The organism is Streptomyces sp. NPDC013455 (genome assembly GCF_040632975.1).
Taxonomy (GTDB): domain Bacteria; phylum Actinomycetota; class Actinomycetes; order Streptomycetales; family Streptomycetaceae; genus Streptomyces.
On sequence record NZ_JBEYCX010000016.1, the window covers coordinates 1 to 21814 of the forward strand.

The 21814-nt window shown below is 70.6% G+C and carries 16 protein-coding genes; 6 read left to right on the top strand and 10 right to left on the bottom strand.

The features are described 5' to 3' along the window. Positions 1–136: 136 nt before the first annotated feature. From ABZ576_RS24005 to metH, 4 genes are all read right to left on the bottom strand, one after another. Positions 137–1717 carry an ABC transporter substrate-binding protein gene (locus tag ABZ576_RS24005; protein ID WP_360744360.1) on the bottom strand — a complete coding sequence of 527 codons (1581 nt, stop codon included), beginning with the start codon at positions 1715–1717 and terminating at the stop codon, positions 137–139. A gap of 97 nt (positions 1718–1814) precedes the next feature. Beyond that, entirely contained in the window at positions 1815–3419 is a 1605-nt protein-coding gene (locus ABZ576_RS24010; protein ID WP_360744362.1) for an ABC transporter substrate-binding protein, read from the bottom strand. A gap of 480 nt (positions 3420–3899) precedes the next feature. After that, on the bottom strand, positions 3900–4601 hold the full coding sequence (locus tag ABZ576_RS24015; RefSeq protein ID WP_360744365.1) for an HAD family phosphatase: 702 nt from the start codon (positions 4599–4601) through the stop codon (positions 3900–3902). Between the two features lie 111 nt (positions 4602–4712). Continuing rightward, the gene (metH, locus tag ABZ576_RS24020) at positions 4713–8228 is read right to left on the bottom strand and encodes a methionine synthase (RefSeq protein ID WP_360744368.1); all 3516 of its coding nucleotides are present in this window, start codon (positions 8226–8228) and stop codon (positions 4713–4715) included. Positions 8229–8507: 279 nt separating this feature from the next. On the opposite strand from metH, the gene ABZ576_RS24025 reads away from it, so the two are divergent. From ABZ576_RS24025 to ABZ576_RS24045, 5 genes are all read left to right on the top strand, one after another. Beyond that, the gene (locus tag ABZ576_RS24025; RefSeq protein ID WP_360744371.1) at positions 8508–9272 is read left to right on the top strand and encodes an IclR family transcriptional regulator; all 765 of its coding nucleotides are present in this window, start codon (positions 8508–8510) and stop codon (positions 9270–9272) included. 344 nt (positions 9273–9616) lie between these two features. Further along, positions 9617–10411 carry an MIP/aquaporin family protein gene (locus ABZ576_RS24030; protein WP_360744374.1) on the top strand — a complete coding sequence of 265 codons (795 nt, stop codon included), beginning with the start codon at positions 9617–9619 and terminating at the stop codon, positions 10409–10411. Positions 10412–10476: 65 nt separating this feature from the next. Beyond that, on the top strand, positions 10477–12015 hold the full coding sequence (gene glpK / locus ABZ576_RS24035; RefSeq protein WP_360744377.1) for a glycerol kinase GlpK: 1539 nt from the start codon (positions 10477–10479) through the stop codon (positions 12013–12015). A 47-nt stretch (positions 12016–12062) separates the two neighbouring features. After that, positions 12063–13679 carry a glycerol-3-phosphate dehydrogenase/oxidase gene (locus tag ABZ576_RS24040; RefSeq protein WP_360744380.1) on the top strand — a complete coding sequence of 539 codons (1617 nt, stop codon included), beginning with the start codon at positions 12063–12065 and terminating at the stop codon, positions 13677–13679. Positions 13680–14051: 372 nt separating this feature from the next. Then, complete coding sequence (locus ABZ576_RS24045; RefSeq protein ID WP_360744383.1) at positions 14052–14963, top strand: PAC2 family protein; 912 nt, start codon at positions 14052–14054, stop codon at positions 14961–14963. Positions 14964–15118: 155 nt separating this feature from the next. On the opposite strand, the gene mshC is transcribed toward ABZ576_RS24045, so the two are convergent. The 4 genes from mshC to ABZ576_RS24065 all read right to left on the bottom strand — a co-directional run bounded on the left by mshC (position 15119) and on the right by ABZ576_RS24065 (position 18598). Beyond that, complete coding sequence (mshC, locus tag ABZ576_RS24050; RefSeq protein ID WP_360744386.1) at positions 15119–16348, bottom strand: cysteine--1-D-myo-inosityl 2-amino-2-deoxy-alpha-D-glucopyranoside ligase; 1230 nt, start codon at positions 16346–16348, stop codon at positions 15119–15121. Between the two features lie 93 nt (positions 16349–16441). Further along, positions 16442–17266 (bottom strand): SCO1664 family protein, encoded by an 825-nt coding sequence (locus ABZ576_RS24055; RefSeq protein WP_360744389.1) that lies wholly within the window; start codon positions 17264–17266, stop codon positions 16442–16444. Continuing rightward, entirely contained in the window at positions 17230–17820 is a 591-nt protein-coding gene (locus ABZ576_RS24060; protein ID WP_360744392.1) for a DUF3090 domain-containing protein, read from the bottom strand. The genes ABZ576_RS24055 and ABZ576_RS24060 overlap by 37 nt, the downstream gene beginning before the upstream one ends. Before the next feature lie 91 nt (positions 17821–17911). Beyond that, positions 17912–18598 carry a histidine phosphatase family protein gene (locus tag ABZ576_RS24065; protein ID WP_360744395.1) on the bottom strand — a complete coding sequence of 229 codons (687 nt, stop codon included), beginning with the start codon at positions 18596–18598 and terminating at the stop codon, positions 17912–17914. 61 nt (positions 18599–18659) lie between these two features. Here ABZ576_RS24065 and corA point away from each other — a divergent pair, with 61 nt between their 5' ends. Next, a complete protein-coding gene (gene corA / locus ABZ576_RS24070) occupies positions 18660–19655 on the top strand; it encodes a magnesium/cobalt transporter CorA (protein ID WP_360744398.1) in 996 nt (331 codons plus the stop codon). Positions 19656–19662: 7 nt separating this feature from the next. On the opposite strand, the gene ABZ576_RS24075 is transcribed toward corA, so the two are convergent. Together ABZ576_RS24075 and ABZ576_RS24080 are read right to left on the bottom strand one after the other, a co-directional pair. Beyond that, complete coding sequence (locus ABZ576_RS24075; protein WP_360744401.1) at positions 19663–20451, bottom strand: ferritin-like domain-containing protein; 789 nt, start codon at positions 20449–20451, stop codon at positions 19663–19665. Positions 20452–20691: 240 nt separating this feature from the next. Then, positions 20692–21747 (bottom strand): LLM class F420-dependent oxidoreductase, encoded by a 1056-nt coding sequence (locus ABZ576_RS24080; protein WP_360744404.1) that lies wholly within the window; start codon positions 21745–21747, stop codon positions 20692–20694. Positions 21748–21814: the final 67 nt, after the last annotated feature.

Sequence of the window (21814 nt, forward strand, 5' to 3'; positions counted from 1 at the left end):
TGGGCCGGTGAAGAGCACGCGTAGACACGGAACCAGGCCACCAGGTACGAGCCGCCCCCTGGAAGGTCCTTGGGCGGGTCGTTCTCGAACTCGATCCTTCTCCGTACGGAGGGGCGCCCTTCGCCACGACCGGGGGTCAGCTCTTGCTGAGCTCCCAGAACCGGAACACGGTGGAGGCGTCCAGGCAGTACTCCAGGCCGTAGACGCCGTCGCGGGCGACGGCGTACTGCTTGGCCTGCCAGACCGGCAGGACGGGCAGTTCGTCGGCGACGATGTTCTGGAGCCTGCCGAAGTCCTTGTCGGTGGCCGAACGGTCGCTCTGCGCGGCGGTGGCGGGGATGATGGACCCGGTGATGGTGCGGTTGTCGTAGTTGTTGTCCAGGACGTTGCCCTTGCCGAAGAAGGGGGCCGTGAAGTTGTCGGCGTCCGGGTAGTCCGGCACCCAGCCCTTCACGTACACGCCGTACTTGCCCTGGGCGATGTCCTTCTCGTACTGGTCGAAGGCGACGGACTTGACGTCGGCGTCGAACAGGCCGCTGGCGTTGAGCTGGCCGGCGATGGCCTTCAGCTCCTCGTCGGTGGCGGGGCCGTAGCGGGAGGGGGTGGACCAGAGGGTGAGCTTGACCTTGCCGTCGATGCCGTCGGCGCGCAGCGCGGCGGCGGCCTTGGCCCGGGAGGGGCGGGCGCCGTAGGTGTCGAAGTAGGCGGTGTTGTGGCCCGCGATGCCCGCCGGGATGATCGAGTACAGGGGGGTGGCGGTGCCCTGGTACACGTCCTTGATGAGGGCGTCGCGGTCGAGGAGGTAGGCCATGGCCTTGCGGACGCCGAGCTTGCCGGCGACCGGGTGCTTCATGTTGAAGACCAGGTGCTGCACTTCGGCGCTGCTGCCCTCGGTGACGTCGACGCCCTTGTTGTCGGCCTGCTGCTCGAGGTCGGCGATGTCGGCGGCGGTCAGGCCTCGGTAGGCGATGTCGATGTCGCCGTCGAGGAGGGCCTGCTTGAGGGCGGTGCGGTCGCCGTGGAAGAACTTCAGGGTGATGCCCGAGTTCTTGGCCTCGGCGGCGCCCTGGTAGTTGCCGTTGACGGAGAAGACCGCCTGGTCCTTGTCGAAGGATTCCAGCTTGTAGGGGCCGGAGCCGACGGCCTTGTGGTCGGTGCGCAGGCCGTCCGCGTCGTACTGGCGGTGGTTGACGATGGAGCCGGCGCCGGAGGCGATCTTGCTGGGGAAGGTGGCGTCGGGCACCTTCAGGTGGAAGACGGCCGTCTTCGCGTCGGGGGTCTCGACCTTGTCGAGCATGGGGAAGATGATCGCGGGACCGGCGGGGTCGTCGATCTTCAGCATGCGGTCGAAGGAGAACTTGACGTCCTCGGAGGTGAGCGGGTCACCGTTGCTGAACTTCAGGCCGTCCTTCAGCTCGCACTTGTAGACCATGGCCCGGGTGTCGGTGAAGGTGCAGTTCTTCGCCAGGTCGGGCTGGGGTTCGGTCGCGCCCTTGGGGAAGCTGAGCAGCGACTGGAAGACGTTGTTGAACAACAGCCAGGAGCCGGGGTCGTATCCGGATGCCGGGTCCGTGGCGAGGACGTCGTCGGACATCCCCATCACCACGGAGGAGCCGGTGCCCCCGGAGTCACCGGTGTCCGAGCCGCAGCCGGTCAGCAGGCCGGAGGCCAGCCCCGCCACGATGGGCAGGACTGGCCACTGGTTGCGCATGTTCACTTGAATTGTGCCTTGTCGTCGGTTGTCAGCCCGGGGCCGCCGTCCCTGGCCCCGGGCCCCGGGGGCCGCTGGTCTCGGCCCCGGGTGGGGAGAGCCGTCAGCCGCTCACACCGCGGCCGAGCTCCCACAGCTGGAGCGTCGAGGAGGAGTTGAGGGCGTAGGCCACGCCCGTGATGTCGTCCCGTGCGGCGACGTACTGCTTGCCCTGCCACAGCGGCAGGACGGGGACGTCCTCGGCGACGGTGTCCTGGATCGCCGTCAGGCTCTTGGAGGCGCCGAGCCGGTCCGCCTCGCGGCGGGACTGCGGGATCAGCGAGCGCTGGATGGTGCTGTTGGAGTAGGGCGAGCCGAGGAAGTTGTCCTTGTCGAGGAAGGGCGCGAGGAAGTTGTCGGCGTCGGGGAAGTCCGGGAACCAGCCCATGCCGTAGACGTCGTACTCGCCCTTGCGCTCGGCGGGCCGGAAGGTCTCCCAGGGGTGGCCCTGGATGGAGGCGTCGAACAGGCCGCTGTCGTTGAGCTGCTTCTGCAGGATCTGGAACTCCTGCTTGGTGGCCGAGCCGTAGTGGTCGGTCGTGTAGTGCAGGGTGAGCTTCACCGGGGTGGTGATGCCGGCCTTGGACAGCAGTTCCTTGGCCTTGGCGGCGCTGGGGTTGCCGTACTTGTTGAAGAAGGAGTTGGAGTGGCCGGTGACGGTGGCCGGGACCAGCGAGTACAGCGGCTCGGCCTGGGTGCCGTAGACCTTGGAGACCAGCTCGCCGCGGTTGATCAGCTGGGCCATGGCCTGGCGTACGGCCTTGGACTTGACGCTGGAGGCGGTGGTGTTGAAGGCGAGGTAGCGGATTTCCAGGCCCGGCATGTCGACCAGGTCGACGTTCTCGTCGCCGCCGGCGTCCAGCTTCTGGATCAGGGCGGGCGACATGGTGCGGGTCATCACGTCGATGTCGCCCTTGTCGATCGCGGCGCCCATGGCGTCGGCGTCGGCGAAGGCGCGCAGTTCCACCTTGCTGTTGTTGACCTCGACGGCGCCCTTGTAGGAGGGGTTCTCGCTGAAGGTGGCGCTGACGATGGCGTTGTTCTCGACGTCGGCCGCGAAGGTGTAGGGGCCGGAGCCGTCGACCTCGAAGCCCTCGCGGAGCTTGTCCTTCTCGTAGTCCTTGGGGTTGACGATGCCCGCGACCGGAGTGGACAGCTTGTAGGGGAAGGTGGCGTCGGCCGTCTTCAGGTGGAAGATGACCTCGCGGTCGCCCTGCGTCTCGATGGTGTCGATGGTGTTCAGCAGGGCGGAGACACCGCTGTCGGCGTCGATGCGCAGCGCGCGCTCGATGGAGTACTTGACGGCGTCGGCGGTCACCGCGTCGCCGCTCGCGAACTTCAGTCCCTCGCGCAGCTTGCAGGCGTAGCGCTCGCTGCCGCTGTCGGTGAAGGAGCAGCTCTCGGCGGCGTCCGGTACGGGGTCTCCCTCGCCCTTGGGCTGCGCCATCAGGGTCTGCACGGACTGGCGCAGGATGTTCCAGGTGCCCACGTCGTAGGCGTAGGCCGGGTCGAGGGGCGCCGGGGCGTCCTTCGTGGCGGTGAACCGGTCCGTGGTGCCGACGACGATGGCGTCGCCGCTCTTGCTCCCGCTGTCGGATCCGCCGCACGCGGCGAGAACCGGGGTGAGCAGGCCGGCCACCGCCGGCAGCACCAGAGTCTTGCGGTTCATGCGGGAGTTTCTCCAGGACTGTTTCGGGTCCGTGTATCCGGCACGCATGGGTGGTGCGGCGGATCACGGGGGTACTCGGCGATGTTCTCGCGACGAGATTAGTCCGCGCCCGCAGCGGGGTTCACAGCCGCGTGAGCTGACCCCTCATCACGCAGTGGAACCGGTCGCGGACAGACCGAAAACCCGACAGTGGCAGGATTAGTGCAGCATCCCACCAATCGGGACACAAGGTTCCGCCTTTTCTCCCTTTACGGGGTCCGTCAGCACACTGGGGCAACGTTGTCGAGACCCTTCGGCGTGGCGAACGTCACATCGACAACTGTGCGGCCGGTCAGCAGCATTCGGCCGCGCGGCCTGGCCGGAATTGCACGTCGGTGTACTTCCCCGGAAATGTGTCCGGCCCGGCCGGCGGACTTGCTTCCCGGCCATTGGTGCTGCCACTCCCCCGGCTTTCGGGCCGCGGGCACCGCCGGTGACCGGCTAACGCATTGCCGTCATGAGGCCGCGGAGGAATGCCAGGTCGACCTCTTCCAGGGAGGAGACGACGGTGCGGCCCTCGGCGGGGCCGATGGGCGCGACGGAGGGTACGGCGACCACGCGGCAGCCGGCGGCCTCGGCGGCCGCCACGCCGGTCGCGGTGTCCTCGACCACGGCGCATCTGGACGGATCCGCGCCGAGCCCCGCGGCGGCGAGCAGGTAGGGGTCCGGGAAGGGCTTGGTACGGGAGACCTCGTCGCCGGCGATGGACAGGGCGAAGTGGTGCGGGCCCAGCACGGACAGCACGCGGTCGATGATGCGCCGGTGGGAGGCGGAGACCAGGGCGGTCGGGATCTCGTGCGCGGAGAGCTCGGCGAGCAGCCGGGCGGCGCCCGGCATCAGCGGCAGGGCGCGTCCGATACGGGCCTCGAACCCTTCGTTGAGCAGTACCGTCAGCTCGGCGAGGGTGATGTCCGCGCCGGTGGCCTCGATCAGGAACCCCGCGCTGCGGGTCATGGGGCCGCCGACGACGACATGGCGCCAGGTGTCGTCCAGGGTGTGACCGAGGGAGGCGAAGACCTCCACCTCGACGTCCCACCAGAAACCCTCGGTGTCCACCAGGGTGCCGTCCATGTCGAGGAGCACCGCTTGCAGGGCGGAGCCTTCGGCTGTCTGGGTTCCTAGCGCGGGGACCGTACTGGTCATCCGGGCGCACCTCCTCGAGGGACGACCAGGCCGGCTCCCCGGCAGGGAACCGGCCTCAGTGGACCGACCAGTGTACGGCTTATCCGATCAGCGCGCTGGATGAGACACGCGTCACCGTGCGTTGAAGTACTTGGCCTCGGGGTGGTGGATCACGATCGCGTCCGTGGACTGCTCGGGGTGCAGCTGGAACTCCTCGGACAGGTGGACCCCGATCCGCTCCGGCTGCAGGAGCTCGGCGATCTTGGCGCGGTCCTCCAGGTCCGGGCAGGCGCCGTAGCCGAGGGAGAAGCGGGCGCCGCGGTACTTCAGGGCGAACATGTCCTCGATGTCGGCCGGGTCCTCGCCGCCGAAGCCGAGTTCGGCGCGCACCCGGGCGTGCCAGTACTCGGCGAGCGCCTCGGCCAACTGCACGGACAGGCCGTGCAGCTCGAGGTAGTCGCGGTAGGCGTTGGCCTCGAAGAGCTTGGCGGTCTCCTCGCCGATGCGCGAGCCGACGGTGACGACCTGGAGGCCGACCACGTCCGTCTCGCCCGACTCCTCCGGGCGGAAGAAGTCGGCCAGGCACAGGCGCCGTCCGCGGCGCTGGCGCGGGAAGGTGAAGCGGGTGCGCTCGTTGCCCCGCTCGTCCAGGATGATCAGGTCGTCGTCCTTGGACACGCAGCGGAAGTAGCCGTAGACGACGGCCGCTTCGAGGAGGTTGTCGGTCTGGAGCCGGTCGAGCAGGCCGCGCAGCCGGGGCCGGCCCTCGGTCTCGGCGAGCTCCTCGTACGTGGGCCCCTCGCCGGTGCGGGCCTGCTTCAGCCCCCACTGGCCCTTGAACAGCGCGCCCTCGTCCAGCCAGCTGGCGTACTCCTTGAGCTGGATGCCCTTGACGATCCGGGTGTCCCAGAACGGCGGGGTGGGCACGGGGTTGTCGGTGGCGACGTCGGAGCGGACGTGGCCCTCCTGCGGGTGCTCGGTCACCTCGACGGCGGCGGCCGCGCGGACCCGGCGCTGCCTCAGCTCGGGCAGTTTCGCCCCGGGCACGCCGCGCTTGACGCCGATCAGGGCGTCCATCAGGCGCAGGCCCTCGAAGGCGTCGCGGGCGTAGCGGACTTCGCCCTCGTAGATCTCGTGCAGGTCCTGCTCGACGTAGGCCCGGGTGAGGGCGGCGCCGCCGAGGATGACCGGGAAGCGGGCGGCGAGGCCGCGCTGGTTCAGCTCCTCCAGGTTCTCCTTCATGATCACCGTGGATTTGACCAGGAGGCCGGACATGCCGATCACGTCGGCCCGGTGCTCCTCGGCCGCCTCCAGGATCGCGGAGACCGGCTGCTTGATGCCCAGGTTCACGACGTTGTAGCCGTTGTTGGACAGGATGATGTCGACCAGGTTCTTGCCGATGTCGTGCACGTCGCCGCGGACGGTCGCGAGGACGATGGTGCCCTTGCCCTCGGCGTCCGACTTCTCCATGTGCGGTTCGAGGTAGGCGACGGCGTTCTTCATGACCTCGGCGGACTGGAGGACGAACGGCAGCTGCATCTGGCCGGAGCCGAACAGGTCGCCGACGACCTTCATGCCGTCCAGCAGGGTGTCGTTGACGATGTCGAGGGCCGGCCGGTCCTGGAGGGCGGCGTCCAGGTCCTCCTCCAGGCCGTTGCGCTCGCCGTCGATGATGCGGCGCTTGAGCCGCTCCTCCAGCGGCAGCGCGGCCAGTTCCTCGGCCTTGCCTGCCTTGAGGGACTTGGCCGTGGCGCCCTCGAAGAGCTGCATGAGCTTCTGGAGGGGGTCGTAGCCCTCGCTGCGGCGGTCGTAGATCAGGTCGAGTGCCGTGCCGACCTGCTCCTCGTCGAAGCGGGCGATCGGCAGGATCTTGGAGGCGTGGACGATCGCCGAGTCCAGTCCGGCCTTGACGCACTCGTCGAGGAAGACGGAGTTCAGCAGGATGCGGGCGGCCGGGTTGAGGCCGAAGGAGATGTTCGACAGGCCCAGCGTGGTCTGCACGGCCGGGTGCCGCTTCTTCAGCTCGCGGATCGCCTCGATGGTGGCGATGCCGTCCTTGCGGGACTCCTCCTGGCCGGTGCAGATGGTGAAGGTCAGGGTGTCGATGAGGATGTCGTCCTCGCGGATGCCCCAGTTCCCGGTCAGGTCGGCGATCAGCCGTTCGGCGATCTCGACCTTCTTCTCCGGGGTGCGGGCCTGGCCCTCCTCGTCGATGGTGAGGGCGATCAGCGCGGCGCCGTGCTCCCGCGCCAGCCGGGTGACCTTGGCGAAGCGGGAGTCGGGGCCGTCGCCGTCCTCGTAGTTCACGGAGTTGATCACCGCGCGGCCGCCGAGCTTCTCCAGGCCCGCCTGGAGGACGTCGACCTCGGTGGAGTCCAGGACGATCGGCAGGGTGGAGGCGGTGGCGAAGCGGCCGGCGAGCTCCTCCATGTCGGCGACGCCGTCGCGGCCGACGTAGTCCACGCAGAGGTCGAGCATGTGCGCGCCCTCGCGGATCTGCTCGCGCGCCATCTCCACGCAGTCGTCCCAGCGGCCGTCGAGCATGGCCTCGCGGAACTTCTTGGAGCCGTTGGCGTTGGTGCGCTCGCCGATGGCCAGGTAGGAGGTGTCCTGGCGGAACGGCACCGACTGGTACAGGGAGGCGGCGCCCGGCTCGGGGCGCGGTTCGCGCGCGGGCGGGGTGAGGCCCTGGACGCGCTGCACGACCTGGCGCAGGTGCTCGGGGGTGGTGCCGCAGCAGCCGCCGACGAGCGAGAGGCCGTACTCGCGGACGAAGGTCTCCTGGGCGTCGGCGAGCTCCGGCGCGGTCAGCGGGTAGTGGGCGCCGTCCTTGCCGAGGACCGGCAGGCCCGCGTTGGGCATGCAGGACAGCGGGATGCGGGCGGTGCGGGCGAGGTAGCGCAGGTGTTCGCTCATCTCGGCCGGGCCGGTGGCGCAGTTCAGGCCGATCATGTCGATGCCGAGCGGTTCCAGCGCGGTCAGGGCCGCGCCGATCTCGGAGCCGAGCAGCATGGTGCCGGTGGTCTCGACGGTGACGGAGACGATCACCGGCAGGTCCAGGCCGAGGGCTTCCAGGGCACGTCGGGCGCCGAGGACGGCCGCCTTGGTCTGCAGCAGGTCCTGGGTGGTCTCCACCAGCAGGGCGTCGGCGCCGCCGGTGACGAGGCCTTCGGCGTTGCGCTGGTAGGCGTCGCGCAGGGTGGTGTAGGGGGCGTGGCCGAGGGTGGGCAGCTTGGTGCCGGGGCCCATCGAGCCGAGCACCCAGCGGGGCCGGCCGTCCCGGGCGGTGAACGCGTCGGCGGTCTCCCGGGCCACCCGGGCGCCGGCCTCGGACAGCTCGTGCACGCGCTCGGGGATGTCGTACTCGCCGAGCGCGGAGTGGTTGGCCCCGAAGGTGTTGGTCTCGACGCAGTCGACGCCCACGGCGAAGTACGCCTCGTGGACGGAGCGGACGATGTCGGGCCGGGTGATGTTGAGGATCTCGTTGCAGCCTTCGAGCTGCTCGAAGTCCTCGAGGGTGGGGTCCTGCGCCTGGAGCATGGTGCCCATGGCTCCGTCGGCGACCACCACACGGGTGGCGAGCGCCTCGCGGAGCGCGGACACGCGGGTCCGGGTGTCGGCGGAGGGGGACGTTGGCGACGAGGCCATGTAGGGGCTCCCTGTGGTGCGACGGCTGTCGGCTATGCGGTTTCCCGGGCAAGCCGGGGTGCCGCACGGCGTCAGAGTAACCGGGAGTGGGCTTGGATGGGCAGCGGCGTCCACGAGACGGACGCGCGTGGCCCCCGTGCCACGCGCAGGCCACGTGAGATGTAACAGGTGTCGTCCGCCTATTAGCGGGAGGTCGGCATGGACCGGTAGTGTTCGACATTGCCGAACGGTGTGGTTGTTGCGCCGTGGGCAGTCGAAGGGGACGGAGGCAGGACGGCGATGGCACGGAACATCCAGTCGCTCGAACGGGCGGCGGCGATGCTGCGGCTGCTCGCGGGCGGCGAGCGGCGGCTCGGCCTCTCGGACATCGCCTCGTCACTGGGTCTCGCCAAGGGCACCGCCCACGGCATCCTGCGCACCCTCCAGCAGGAGGGGTTCGTGGAGCAGGACGAGGCCTCCGGCCGCTACCAGCTGGGCGCGGAGCTGCTGCGCCTGGGCACCACCTACCTCGACGTGCACGAGTTGCGGGCGCGGGCGCTGGTGTGGACCGACGACCTGGCCCGCTCCAGCGGGGAGAGCGTCTACCTCGGGGTCCTGCACCAGCAGGGCGTGCTGATCGTGCACCACGTCTTCCGACCGGACGACAGCCGGCAGGTGCTGGAGATCGGGGCGATGCAGCCGTTGCACTCCACGGCGCTGGGAAAGGTGCTCTCCGCCTACGACCCGGTGGCGCACAGCGAGGCGCTGGAGTCCGAGCGGAAGGCGTTCACGGACCGCACGGTGTGCGAGGAGGGCGACTTCGAGCGCCTCCTGGACGTCACGCGCGCGCGTGGGTACGCGGCCGACGTGGAGGAGACCTGGGAGGGCGTGGCGTCGATCGCCGCGCCGATCCACGACCGGCGCCGGATGCCCGTGGGCGCGGTCGGCATCACCGGTGCCGTGGAACGGCTGCGCCCGGACGGGGAGCTGCGCTCCGAGCTGATCGCGGCGGTGCGCGACTGCGCCCGGGCGGTCTCCCGGGACCTCGGCGCCGGGCGGTTCTGACCCGGCACCGCTCCCACATGGGGAAACGACCGGGACGCCAGGCGGCGTTCCGGCCCTCGGCCTACCCTGAAATGGACAAATTGGGGTAGATCGTGCTGTCGGCGCACGAACCTCGATAACTTGCAGCGATCAATAACGATCCTGTTTTCGATAACAGAACTCTTGACGCACGCGTAGTGCCGAACAAGACTCCCGTCCATCGGTCGGCATTGTCGAACACCTACCGGCAATACGCGCTAGAGTGTGACAACGCCAAGGGCCGGCATCGCTCTCACCCCCGAGGGCGCCTGAATCCCGGCGGGACCCGGGGTTCGGCCCCTGGACGAAGGACAAAGGAGTCGCGGGTGTCCAGCTCCGACATCTTCATCGGCGAGACCATCGGTACCGCCATACTCATCCTGCTCGGCGGTGGCGTCTGCGCCGCCGTCACGCTGAAGGCCTCCAAGGCCCGTAACGCCGGTTGGCTCGCCATCGCCTTCGGGTGGGGCTTCGCCGTCATGACGGCCGTCTACATCTCCGGACCGCTGTCCGGTGCCCACCTCAACCCGGCCGTCACCGTCGCCCTGGCCATCAAGGACGGCGACTGGAGCAATGTTCCGACCTACTTCGCCGGCCAGCTGCTCGGCGCGATGATCGGCGCGGCGCTCGTGTGGGTCACCTACTACGGCCAGTTCCACGCCCACCTGACCGACAAGGAGATCGTCGGCGGTCCGGGCGCGCAGGCCACCTCGGCCAAGGCGGTCGAGGCGCAGGAGAAGGGGGCCGGCCCGGTCCTCGGCGTCTTCTCCACCGGTCCGGAGATCCGGAACGTGGTGCAGAACCTCACCACGGAGATCATCGGCACGATCGTGCTGATCCTCGCAGTGCTCACCCAGGGACTGAACGACGCGGGCAACGGCCTCGGCATCCTCGGCGGTCTGATCACGTCGTTCGTGGTGGTGTCGATCGGTCTGTCGCTCGGCGGCCCGACGGGCTACGCGATCAACCCGGCCCGCGACCTGGGCCCGCGCATCGTGCACGCCCTGCTGCCGCTGCCCAACAAGGGCGGCTCCGACTGGAGCTACGCCTGGATCCCGGTGGTCGGGCCGCTGATCGGCGCCGCCATCGCGGCAGGCATATACAACGTCGCCTTCGCTTAGACATCACTTCGAAGCATGCGCCGTACGTACAGCCCCATCACCACGGATCTTCCCAGGAGCACACAGTGACCGACGCCCACACCGCAGGCCCCTTCATCGCGGCGATCGACCAGGGCACGACTTCCTCGCGCTGCATCATCTTCGACCGGGACGGCCGTATCGTCTCCGTCGACCAGAAGGAGCACGAGCAGATCTTCCCGAAGCCGGGCTGGGTCGAGCACGACGCCAACGAGATCTGGACCAACGTCCAGGAAGTCGTCGCCGGAGCCATCCAGAAGGCGGGCATCACCCGCGACGACATCAAGGCCATCGGCATCACCAACCAGCGCGAGACCACCGTGCTGTGGGACAAGAACACCGGTGAGCCGGTGTACAACGCCATCGTCTGGCAGGACACCCGCACCGACGCCCTCTGCCGGGAGCTGGGCCGCAACGTCGGCCAGGACCGCTTCCGCCGGGAGACCGGCCTCCCGCTGGCCTCGTACTTCGCCGGTCCCAAGGCCCGCTGGCTGCTCGACAACATCGAGGGCCTGAAGGAGCGCGCCGAGGCGGGCGACATCCTCTTCGGCACCATGGACACCTGGGTCATCTGGAACCTGACCGGCGGTGTCGACGGCGGCAAGCACGTCACCGACGTCACCAACGCCTCCCGTACCCTGCTGATGAACCTGCACACGATGCAGTGGGACGAGAAGATCGCCGAGTCCATCGGCGTGCCGCTCCGGATCCTGCCCGAGATCCGCTCCTCCGCCGAGGTCTACGGCGAGGTCACCGGCGGCAAGCTCGGCGACCTGATCGGCGGCATCCCCGTCGCCTCCGCGCTCGGCGACCAGCAGGCGGCCCTGTTCGGCCAGACCTGCTTCTCCGAGGGTGAGACCAAGTCCACCTACGGCACCGGCACCTTCATGGTGATGAACACCGGTGACAAGATCATCAACTCCTACGCCGGTCTGCTGACCACGGTCGGTTACAAGATCGGCGACCAGCCGACGGTCTACGCCCTGGAGGGCTCGATCGCCGTCACCGGCTCGCTGGTGCAGTGGATGCGCGACCAGATGGGCCTCATCTCCACCGCCGCCGAGATCGAGACGCTCGCGCTCTCGGTCGAGGACAACGGCGGCGCCTACTTCGTGCCGGCCTTCTCCGGTCTGTTCGCCCCGCACTGGCGCTCCGACGCCCGCGGTGTGATCGCCGGCCTGACCCGGTACGTGACCAAGGCGCACCTCGCGCGCGCCGTCCTGGAGGCCACCGCCTGGCAGACGCGGGAGATCGCCGACGCCATGGTCAAGGACTCCGGCGACGAGCTGGTGGCACTGAAGGTCGACGGTGGCATGACCGCCAACAACCTCCTGATGCAGACGCTCGCCGACGTCCTGGACGCGCCCGTGGTGCGCCCGATGGTCGCCGAGACCACCTGCCTGGGCGCCGCCTACGCCGCCGGCCTCGCCGTCGGCTTCTGGTCCAGCACCGACGAACTGCGCGCCAACTGGCGCCGCGCCGCCGAGTGGACCCCCCGCATGGACGCGGAGACCCGCGACCGTGAGTACAAGAACTGGCTCAAGGCCGTCGACCGGACCATGGGCTGGATCGAGGACGAGAGCTGAGCGGCTCGCCCCGCCCGGCCATCTCTGACGAGGAGTAAGTACCCGTTATGACCAGTCAGTCCACCCTGAGTTCCGTGCCTGCCCTGGGGACGCACCCGGCCTCCGGCTCCAACCCGAGCCGGGCCGAGACCAGGGAGCAGCTCTCCAAGGCGTCGTACGACCTTCTGGTGATCGGCGGCGGCATCCTGGGCATCTCCACCGCCTGGCACGCCGCGCAGTCCGGGCTCAGGGTGGCGCTGGTCGACGCCGGCGACTTCGCCGGCGCCACCTCCTCCGCCTCCTCCAAGCTGCTCCACGGCGGTCTGCGCTACCTGCAGACCGGCGCGGTGAAGCTGGTGGCGGAGAACCACTTCGAGCGCCGTGCGGTCTCCCGCCAGGTGGCCCCCCACCTGGCGAACCCGCTCACCTTCTACCTCCCCGTGTACAAGGGCGGGCCGCACGGCGCGGCGAAGCTCGGGGCGGGCGTCTTCGCCTACTCCGCGCTCTCCGCGTTCGGTGACGGCGTGGGCCACCTGCTCTCGCCCGCCAAGGCGGCGCAGGACGTGCCCGAGCTCCGCACCGAGAACCTGAAGGCCGTGGCCGTCTACGGCGACGACCAGATGAACGACGCGCGCATGGCGCTGATGACGGTCCGCGCGGCCGTCGAGGCGGGCGCGGTCGTGCTGAACCACGCCGAGGTCACGGGGCTGCGCTTCACGAACGGCCGGGTCACCGGCGCCGACCTCAAGGACCGGCTGTCCGGCGAGGAGTTCGGCGTCAACGCCCGGCTGGTGCTGAACGCGACCGGCCCGTGGGTCGACCACCTGCGCCGGATGGAGGACCCGGGCGCGGCGCCGTCCATCCGCCTGTCCAAGGGCGCGCACCTGGTCCTCAAGCGCACCTCCCCCTGGAAGGCCGCGCTCGCGACCCCCATCGACAAGTACCGCATCACCTTCGCCCTCCCCTGGGAGGACATGCTGCTGCTGGGCACCACCGACGAGGAGTTCGAGGGCGACCCGGCGGACGTGTCCGTCACCGAGAAGGACATAGCCCAGATTCTGGACGAGGCCGCGTTCTCCGTCCGGGACCAGCAGCTGCGGCGCGAGCTGATCACCTACGCCTTCGCCGGTCTGCGGGTGCTGCCGGGCGGGCCCGGTGACACGGCCAAGGCCAAGCGCGAGACCGTGGTGACCGAGGGCAAGGCCGGCATGCTGTCCGTCGCGGGCGGCAAGTGGACGACGTTCCGCCACATCGGCCGCACGATCATGCAGAAGCTGGAGGCGCTGCCGGGCCACCCGCTCGGCGACGACTTCGAGCCGATCTCCTCGCTGCCGAAGAAGCTGCCGCTGCCCGGTGTCGCCAACCCGCGCGCGGTCGCGCACCGCCTGCTGGTCGACAACCCGGCGCCCGGCCCGCGCATGGCCGCCGACACCGCCAAGCACCTGGCCACGCACTACGGCTCCCTGGCGTTCGACATCGCCCGGCTCGCCAACGACAACCCGGAGCTGGCCCAGCGCGTCCACCCCGACGCCCCGGAGATCTGGGCGCAGGTGGTCTGGGCCCGGGACCACGAGTGGGCCGAGACCCCGGACGACGTGCTGCGCCGCCGGACCACGCTGACCATCCGCGGCCTGGCCACGGACGAGGTCCGCGCGAAGGTCCAGGACCTGCTGGACAAGAAGTAGGACCCGGTGGCGGCCGGCCTCTGCCCTGACCCGGCCGGCCGCCGCCGAGGCTCCGGACCCCGCCGCACCGGGTCCGGACCACGGGAAGGGGCGGCTCCACGCCGATGGAGCCGCCCCTTCCCGCTTGCCGGAGCGGCAGCCCGGACACGCGTCCCGCCGCGGGACGGGCCGGCCCCCCTCGCGGGCCGTCGCGGCGCGGGCGTGGAGCGGGGGCCGCGGTCCGCTCCGTGAGTTCGGCCGTCCGCGCGTGTTCCCCGGCGGCGAACGGGGCAGTGATCCGTTCACTCCCCCGTGCAAGGGGGCTGCGGGCGCCCCCGCCGGACGCCGTAAGGTTGGTGGGTCAAGCGAGGGCACGTCGGAAGGAGGCACTGGGTGATCGAGCTGGAGGGGGTTCCCGAGCTGATCGACCCAGTCATGGTGGCCGCGTTCGAGGGCTGGAACGATGCCGGCGACGCCGCCTCCACGGCGGTCGCGCACCTGGAACGCGAGTGGAAGGGCGAAGTGTTCGCGGCGCTGGACGCCGAGGACTACTACGACTTCCAGGTGAACCGCCCCACGGTGTTCATGGACGGCGGTGTGCGGAAGATCACTTGGCCGACGACAAGGTTGTCGGTGGTGCGGGTCGGCGGCGAGAAGCCGCGCGACCTGGTGCTGGTCCGGGGCATCGAGCCGTCCATGCGCTGGCGTTCGTTCTGCAACGAACTGCTCGGCTTCGCGCACGAGCTGGGCGTGGAGCTGGTGGTCATCCTGGGCGCTCTGCTCGGAGACACCCCGCACACGCGTCCGGTGCCGGTCAGCGGGGTCACGTCCGATCCGGACCTGGCCCGCCGGATGGACCTGGAGGAGACCAAGTACGAGGGCCCGACGGGCATCGTCGGCGTCCTCCAGGAGGCGTGCACGCACGCGGGCGTGCCGGCGGTGTCGCTGTGGGCGGCCGTACCGCACTACGTCTCCCAGCCGCCCAATCCGAAGGCCACGCTGGCGCTGCTGAACCGCCTGGAGGACCTGCTGGACCTGCGCATCCCGCAGGGCGAGCTGCCCGAGGACGCGCGGGCCTGGCAGGTGGGCGTGGACCAGCTGGCCGCCGAGGACAGCGAGGTCGCCGAGTACGTCCAGACGCTGGAGGAGGCCCGGGACACCGCCGAGCTGCCGGAGGCGTCCGGCGAGGCGATCGCCCGCGAGTTCGAGCGGTACCTGCGGCGCCGGGACGTGGGCCCTCCGGGCGGGAAGCCGCGTCCTTCCTCCGGCGGTTCCAAGGATGACGAGGAAGGTCCGGAGGACTGAGGCAGGGAAAAGGGGCGGTTCCTCTTCGGGAACCGCCCCTTTCCTTTCCGCCTGAGCGACTGCCGTGGTGGGTCGTCGTCGTCCGCCGCGCCGTCGCGGCCAGTCGCGCGGTCCCCGCGCCCCTTGCGGGGCGCTCCCCTCAGCCTCAGGGGTGGTTACAGCGCCACGCCCAGGAGCGCGTCCACTGCCCGGCTGACCAGGCCCGGCGCGCCGGTGTCCGTGCCGCCCTCGGAGTCTTGCCGTGCCACCCAGCGGTCCACCGCGGCGAGCGCGGTGGGGGCGTCCAGGTCGTTCGCGAGGGCCTCGCGGACCTCCTCCACCAGCGCGTCGGCGGACGGGCCGTCGGGCCGGGAGACGGCCGCGCGCCAGTGGCCGAGGCGGTCGACGGCGTCCTTGAGGACCTGGTCGGTCCACTCCCAGTCGGCGCGGTAGTGGTGGGACAGCAGGGCCAGGCGGATGGCGGCGGGGTCGACGCCGTCCCGGCGCAGCCGCGAGACGAAGACCAGGTTGCCCTTGGACTTGGACATCTTCTCGCCGTTCAGGGCGACCATGCCGGCGTGCACGTACGCCTTGGCCATCGGGAAGTCGCCGGTGAGCACCTGGGCGTGCGAGGCGCCCATCTCGTGGTGCGGGAAGGCGAGGTCGGAGCCGCCGCCCTGGACGTCGAAGCCCATGCCGAAGTGGTCGAGGGCGATGGCCACGCACTCGATGTGCCAGCCGGGCCGGCCGCGGCCGAGGGAGGCGCCGTCCCAGCTGGGCTCGCCGGGCCGGGCCGCCATCCACAGCATCGGGTCGAGCGGGTTCTTCTTGCCGGGGCGGTCCGGGTCGCCGCCGCGCTCGGCGGACAGCAGCCGCATGGCGGCGGCGTCCAGGTTGGAGACCTTCCCGAAGTGCGGGTCGGACTCGACGGAGAAGTAGATGTCGCCTTCCAGCTCGTAGGCCGCGCCGAGTTCGCGCAGCCGCTCCACGAGCGGGACGATGCCGGGTATGGCCTCGACGGCGCCTATGTAGTGCTTCGGCGGGAGCATCCGCAGGGCGGTCATGTCCTCGCGGAAGAGGGCCGTCTCCTTCTCGGCGAGGGCGACCCAGTCGACGCCGTCCCGGTCCGCGCGCTGCAGCAGCGGATCGTCGACGTCGGTGACGTTCTGGACGTAGTGGACCTGCCGCTTGGTGTCGAGCCACACGCGCTGGACGAGGTCGAACGCGTTGTAGGTCGCCGCGTGACCCATGTGGGTCGCGTCGTACGGCGTGATGCCGCAGACGTAGATACGGGCGACGGGACCGGGGTCGAGGGTGACCAGGCCGCCGGTCGCGGTGTCGTGGATCCTCAGGTCGCGGCCCTGACCAGGCAGGGCGGGGACCTCGGAAGCGGGCCAGGCATGCATGTACATGAGCCTAACCGGCGCCCAGCCGCGTATACGAATGGGATCGGTCCGGATGGCCGGTTCTGCGTTCTTGTACCTCGGCGCCGGATGTGCTTACACGGGGGGCCAGGGGATGGCGGGCCACTCGCCGCTCGGCTCCGGGTGCCGCCCGGAGGTGAGCAGCGCGTCGACCCGGGCGCGCGTGGCGTCGGTCTCGGCCGCGGTGATCAGTCCGGCCAGCCGCCCGCCCAGCTCTCCGTCCAGGGCGTCGCGCAGTGACGTGAGGACGTCGACGGCCTCCGCGGTCAGGGGTTCCCCGGCCCAGCCCCACAGCAGCGTGCGCAGTTTGTTCTCGACGTTGAAGGTGACGCCGTGGTCGATGCCGTAGAGCCGGCCGTCGGCGGTGGGCAGCAGGTGGCCGCCCTTGCGGTCGGCGTTGTTGAGCACGGCGTCCAGGACGGCGAGCCGGCGCAGCCGCTCGTCGTCGGCGTGCACGAGGAGCGCGGTGCGGCCCTCGCCGACCTCGGCGAAGCCGATGGCCTTCCAGCCCGGCTCCGGCTCCTCGGCGTCGACCAGGGCGAGCAGCTCGGCCTCGGCGTGGACGTCGACCCACAGTTGGCACATGCCTTCGCCGTAGGGTCCGTCGCGCAGCACGGTCGGCGGGACGAGCCCCCAGCCGGTGGCCTCGGAGAGCTCGTAGGCGGCCACCTCGCGGCCCGCGAGTGTGCCGTCCGGGAAGTCCCACAGGGGACGCTCGCCGGCCACCGGCTTGTATATGCAGGACGCTTCCCGGCCGTCGAGGGCGACCGTGCAGAACAGGGCCGCGTTGGACGCCTCGCGGATCCGGCCGCGCACGGTCAGCTCACCCCGCGCGAGGAGCTCGGCGGGGTTCGGATCGGCCGTCACGCTCCGCGGCGGTATCCGTTCTGGCGCGGACATACGTGTCCTTCCGGATCGAGCGGGAGGCTGCACAGCGGGCACGGTGGCCGCCCGGCGTTGACGACGTCGAGGGCGCGCTTGGCGAAGGCCCGGGCCTGCGCGCCGGTCAGCCGGACCCGCAGCATCGGGGGCCCGTTCTCCTCGTCCTGGAGGAGTCGTTCCTCGGCCTCGGCGAGGTCCTCCTCGGTGTCGGCGTCCAGCTCCACCAGCGCCTGGGCCTCGACGATCATGCGCTGTTCCTCGCCGTCCCAGGCCAGTGCCATGGTGCCGACGCGGAACTCCTCCTCGATGGGGGTGTCCAGCGGGGCGGTGTCGGAGATCTCGGTGGGCGCCACGGCGGGGACGGCCGCGCTGCCGCCACTGCGCCGTACGACCTCGTCCAGCAGCTCGTCCATGCGCTCGGCGAGCGCGGCGACCTGAGTCTTCTCCAGGACCACGCTGGTCACCCGGGAGCCGGCGGTGGCCTGGAGGAAGAACGTACGGCGCCCGGGCAGTCCGACCGTGCCGGCCACGAAGCGGTCCGGCTGGTCGTAGAGGAACACCTGACGGGACACGTCCTGTCTCCATTGAGTTCGAGGTTTCGGCGGTGCGGGCCATGCGGATGCGCGACTGCGTTTAATCGCTTCACCCTACTGCGGCCGACGATCACGGTGCGCCCGCACCGCCCCCGACCGGTGCGTCGCCCTCGCCGGGTTCCTCGCGCGGGGCGAGCGAAGCGAAGTCCCCGGTGTCGCCGAGGCGGACCAGGAAGGGCCTGAGGCGGGTGTAGCGGATCACGGTGACGGAGCACGGCTCGACGGAGATCCGCTGGAAGAGGTCGAGGTGCAGGCCGAGGGCGTCGGCGACGAGCGACTTGATGATGTCACCGTGGGAGCACATGAGGTAGACGGCGTCGGAGCCGTGCTCGCGCTCCACGCGCGCGTTCCACTCGCGGACGGCCTCGGCGGCGCGGGTCTGCATGGCCCGCATGGACTCGCCGCCGGGGAAGGCGGCGGCGGACGGGTGGGCCTGGACGACCTCCATCAGCGGCTCGTCCTTCAGTTCGGCGAGCTTGCGGCCGGACCAGTCGCCGTAGTCGCACTCGCCGATCCGCTCGTCGGTGTGCGCGCGCAGCCCGGGGCGGGAGTCGAGCAGCGGCCGTACGGTCTCCTGGCAGCGCTCCAGCGGGCTGGTGACCACTTCCGACACCGGCAGGCCGGCGAGGCGGGCGGGCAGGGCGGCGGCCTGGGCGGCGCCGCGCTCGTCCAGGGCGACGCCCGGCGTCCGCCCGGCGAGCACGCCGGAGGTGTTGGCGGTGGAACGTCCGTGCCTTACGAGGATCAGCGTGGGCATGCGGACAGGGTAGGCGCATCGTGAAGTGCGCCGACGGACGGACGAAGGGAGAATGCGCTCCGTGATCGTCGACTGCGCGGTCTACCGCCACGGGCACCGCACCGAGGGACCGGAGGACCTGTCCGACGCGCTCGCCGCTGCGCGGGCGGTGGGCGGCTTCGTGTGGATCGGGCTGCATGAGCCGTCCGAGCGGGAGTTCGACCTGGTCACCGAGGAGTTCGGGTTGCACCCGCTGGCCGTGGAGGACGCGCTCAAGGCGCATCAGCGGCCCAAGCTGGAGGTGTACGACGACTCGCTGTTCATGGTGCTGAAACCGGTCGTGTACGAGCCCGAGAACGACACCGTCTCGGCCGGCGAGGTGATGGTCTTCGTCGGGGACGGTTTCGTGGTGACCGTCCGCCACGGCGAGTGCTCGCCGCTGGCGGCCGTGCGGCGGCGGCTGGAGGAGGAGCCGGAGATGCTCGACAGGGGCCCCACCGCCGTGCTGTACGCGATCGCCGACGCCACCGTCGACCACTACCTGGAGGTGGCGACGGAGCTCCAGACCGACCTGGACGAGCTGGAGACGGAGGTGTTCCGGCCGGAGGTGGGCGGTTCGCGCAACACCGCGTCGCGGATCTACACCTTCAAGCGGCAGATCCTGGAGTTCCGGCGGGCCACCGGGCCGCTGGCGCTGCCGCTGTCCCGGCTGGCCGGCGGCGGCCCGCTCGGCAACGGGGTGCCGTTCGTGCACGACAAGGCGCGGCCCTTCTTCCGTGACGTGGGCGACCACCTGACGCGCGTGAACGAGTCCGTGGAGGCCCTGGACCGGCTGGTGTCGGACATCCTCTCGGCGCACCTGGCGCAGATGAGCGTGCGGCAGAACGACGACATGCGGAAGATCTCCGCCTGGGCGGCGATGGCCGCGGTCCCGACGATGATCGCGGGCATCTACGGCATGAACTTCGACCACATGCCCGAACTGCACTGGGTGTGGGCCTACCCCGCGGTGATCGCGCTGATGGCCGCACTTGTGGCGTCGCTGTACCGGCTGTTCAAGCGGCGCGGCTGGCTGTGAGCACGGCTCAGGCGTACCCGGGGGCGGGCGCCGCGGGGCCGCCGAGGGCGTTGCGGCGGGCGGGCGGCGTGAGGCTGACCATCCGGTGCCAGCCGGCGAGGCGTTCGTAGGCGTACACCGCGTGGATGCCGGCGGCGAGCAGTGCGGACTTGGCCTTCGGCCAGCCGAGGATGCGGCCCATGCGGGCCATGACGGCGAGGCTGACGTCCCGGTGGACGGCGATCTCGGCGAGCGCGCACTCGCGCAGGGTGCGCTGGATCAGCCGGCCGTGCCCGGCGGCGGCGAAGCGCAGCAGTTCCTCGTGGGTGTAGGCGAGGTGGTTGTCCTCGTCGTCCGAGATCATGCGGACGGCCTTGCCGATGTGGGGGTGGCCGGCGAAGAGCCCGCGGAGCAGCCGCATCTGCTCGGCGGCGCGCTGTTCGGTGACGCGGCTGTGCGCGAGGTAGACGATGAGGTCGCGCACGGTGAGGGGTTCGTCCCGGCGGAGCTTGTCGTGGGCGAGGCCGATGCCCCGCCGTTCCAGGAGCATCGTGTAGTCGGTCTCGGGCGGGACGGGGACGGGGGTGAGTCCGCGCTTGGTCAGCAGCGCGTGGAAGATGCGCCCGTGCTTGTCCTCGTCGGCGCCGTGGCGGGTGATCTTCGGGGCGAGCGCGCGCTCGCCCGGCGGGACCAGCGCGGCGATCCGGCCGTTCTCCCAGCCGCCCTGGGACTCCCCGCTGGCGGCGATGGAGCAGAAGAGCCGGAACGACTCGTCGTTGTCGAGGATCTCCTGGAACAGACTCTTGGCCGAAAGCATCGCAGGCACCTCTCCCAGCTCCGCGGGATCCCGCACAGACAGGTCGAATAACGAGTCAAATGCGGATAGAAGGGAGCCGCAACAGGGGTGCGGGCGGGCTCGGCCGAACGGCGGACGGCGGGCGCCGGGAAAGAAGGGCCGCGGGGGTCGTAACCGTGCGGCGCCGGGCGCGTTGTTCCCGGTGACGGCCGTGGCGGGGAAGACCCCCGAGCCCCCACCACGGCCGCTGAGACTTCCGGTTCAGGCGAGCCCGGCGCGCTCCAGGGCCTCGCTGCCGGCCCGCAGGGAGGCGATCCGCTCCTCCAGCGTGAAGCCGGCCGGGGCCAGGCTGAGGGTGGTGACCCCGGCGGCGGCGTAGGCCTTCATCCGGTCGGCGATGCGGTCGACCGAACCCAGCAGCGTGGTCTTGTCGATGAGGTCGTGCGGAACCGCGGCCGCGGCTCCCTGCTTGTCCCCGGACAGGTACCTGCGCTGGATGTCGGCGGCCTCCTTCTCGTACCCCATGCGCTGCGCGAGCTTGTTGTAGAAGTTCTGCTTGGCGCTGCCCATGCCGCCGACGTAGAGCGCGGTGTACGGCCGGAAGGTGTCCGCGAGCCGGGTCAGGTCCTTGTCGTCGCCGACCGCGAGCGGCAGGCTCGGGCAGACGTCGAAGCCGTCCAGCGTCAGGCCCGCCTTCTCCCGGCCGGCGCGCAGGTGCGTGATCGTGGTCTCCTCCAGGTGCTCGGCGGAGGGGAAGATCAGCAGTGCGCCGTCGGCGATCTCGCCGGTCTGCTCCAGGTTCTTCGGGCCGATCGCGGCGATGTAGAGCGGGATGTGCTCGCGCTGCGGGTGCACGGTGAGCTTGATCGGCTTGCCGGGGCCGCCGGGCAGCGGCAGCGTCCAGTGCTCGCCCTCGTACGTCAGCCGCTCCCGGCTCATCGCCCTGCGGACGATCTCCACGTACTCGCGGGTGCGGGCCAGCGGCTTGTCGAACCTGACGCCGTACCAGCCCTCGGAGACCTGCGGGCCGGAGACGCCGAGGCCGAGGCGGAACCGGCCGCCGGACAGCGAGTCGAGCGTGGCGGCGGTCATCGCGGTCATCGCGGGCTGCCGGGCCGGGATCTGGAAGATGGCCGATCCGACGTCGATCCGCTCGGTCTGCGCCGCGACCCAGCTGAGCACCGTGGCCGCGTCGGAGCCGTACGCCTCGGCGGCCCAGCACACCGCATAGCCGAGCCGGTCGGCCTCCTGCGCCACGGCCAGGTTGTCGCCGTCCATTCCGGCACCCCAGTAGCCGAGGTTGATCCCGAGCTGCATGGCCGATCCCCTTACCCATGAGTAACGTGCCTGTGGCGCAGACCTTAGCGCGGGGGGAGCGCCGGGG

Coding starts and splice junctions, on each gene's coding strand:
- ABZ576_RS24010 (WP_360744362.1), bottom strand. CDS start 3,419: ATGAACCGCAAGACTCTGGTGCTGCCGGCGGTGGCCGGCCTGCTCACC.
- ABZ576_RS24015 (WP_360744365.1), bottom strand. CDS start 4,601: ATGACCAGTACGGTCCCCGCGCTAGGAACCCAGACAGCCGAAGGCTCC.
- metH (WP_360744368.1), bottom strand. CDS start 8,228: ATGGCCTCGTCGCCAACGTCCCCCTCCGCCGACACCCGGACCCGCGTG.
- ABZ576_RS24025 (WP_360744371.1), top strand. CDS start 8,508: ATGGCACGGAACATCCAGTCGCTCGAACGGGCGGCGGCGATGCTGCGG.
- ABZ576_RS24040 (WP_360744380.1), top strand. CDS start 12,063: ATGACCAGTCAGTCCACCCTGAGTTCCGTGCCTGCCCTGGGGACGCAC.
- mshC (WP_360744386.1), bottom strand. CDS start 16,348: ATGCATGCCTGGCCCGCTTCCGAGGTCCCCGCCCTGCCTGGTCAGGGC.
- ABZ576_RS24055 (WP_360744389.1), bottom strand. CDS start 17,266: ATGTCCGCGCCAGAACGGATACCGCCGCGGAGCGTGACGGCCGATCCG.
- ABZ576_RS24065 (WP_360744395.1), bottom strand. CDS start 18,598: ATGCCCACGCTGATCCTCGTAAGGCACGGACGTTCCACCGCCAACACC.
- ABZ576_RS24075 (WP_360744401.1), bottom strand. CDS start 20,451: ATGCTTTCGGCCAAGAGTCTGTTCCAGGAGATCCTCGACAACGACGAG.
- ABZ576_RS24080 (WP_360744404.1), bottom strand. CDS start 21,747: ATGCAGCTCGGGATCAACCTCGGCTACTGGGGTGCCGGAATGGACGGC.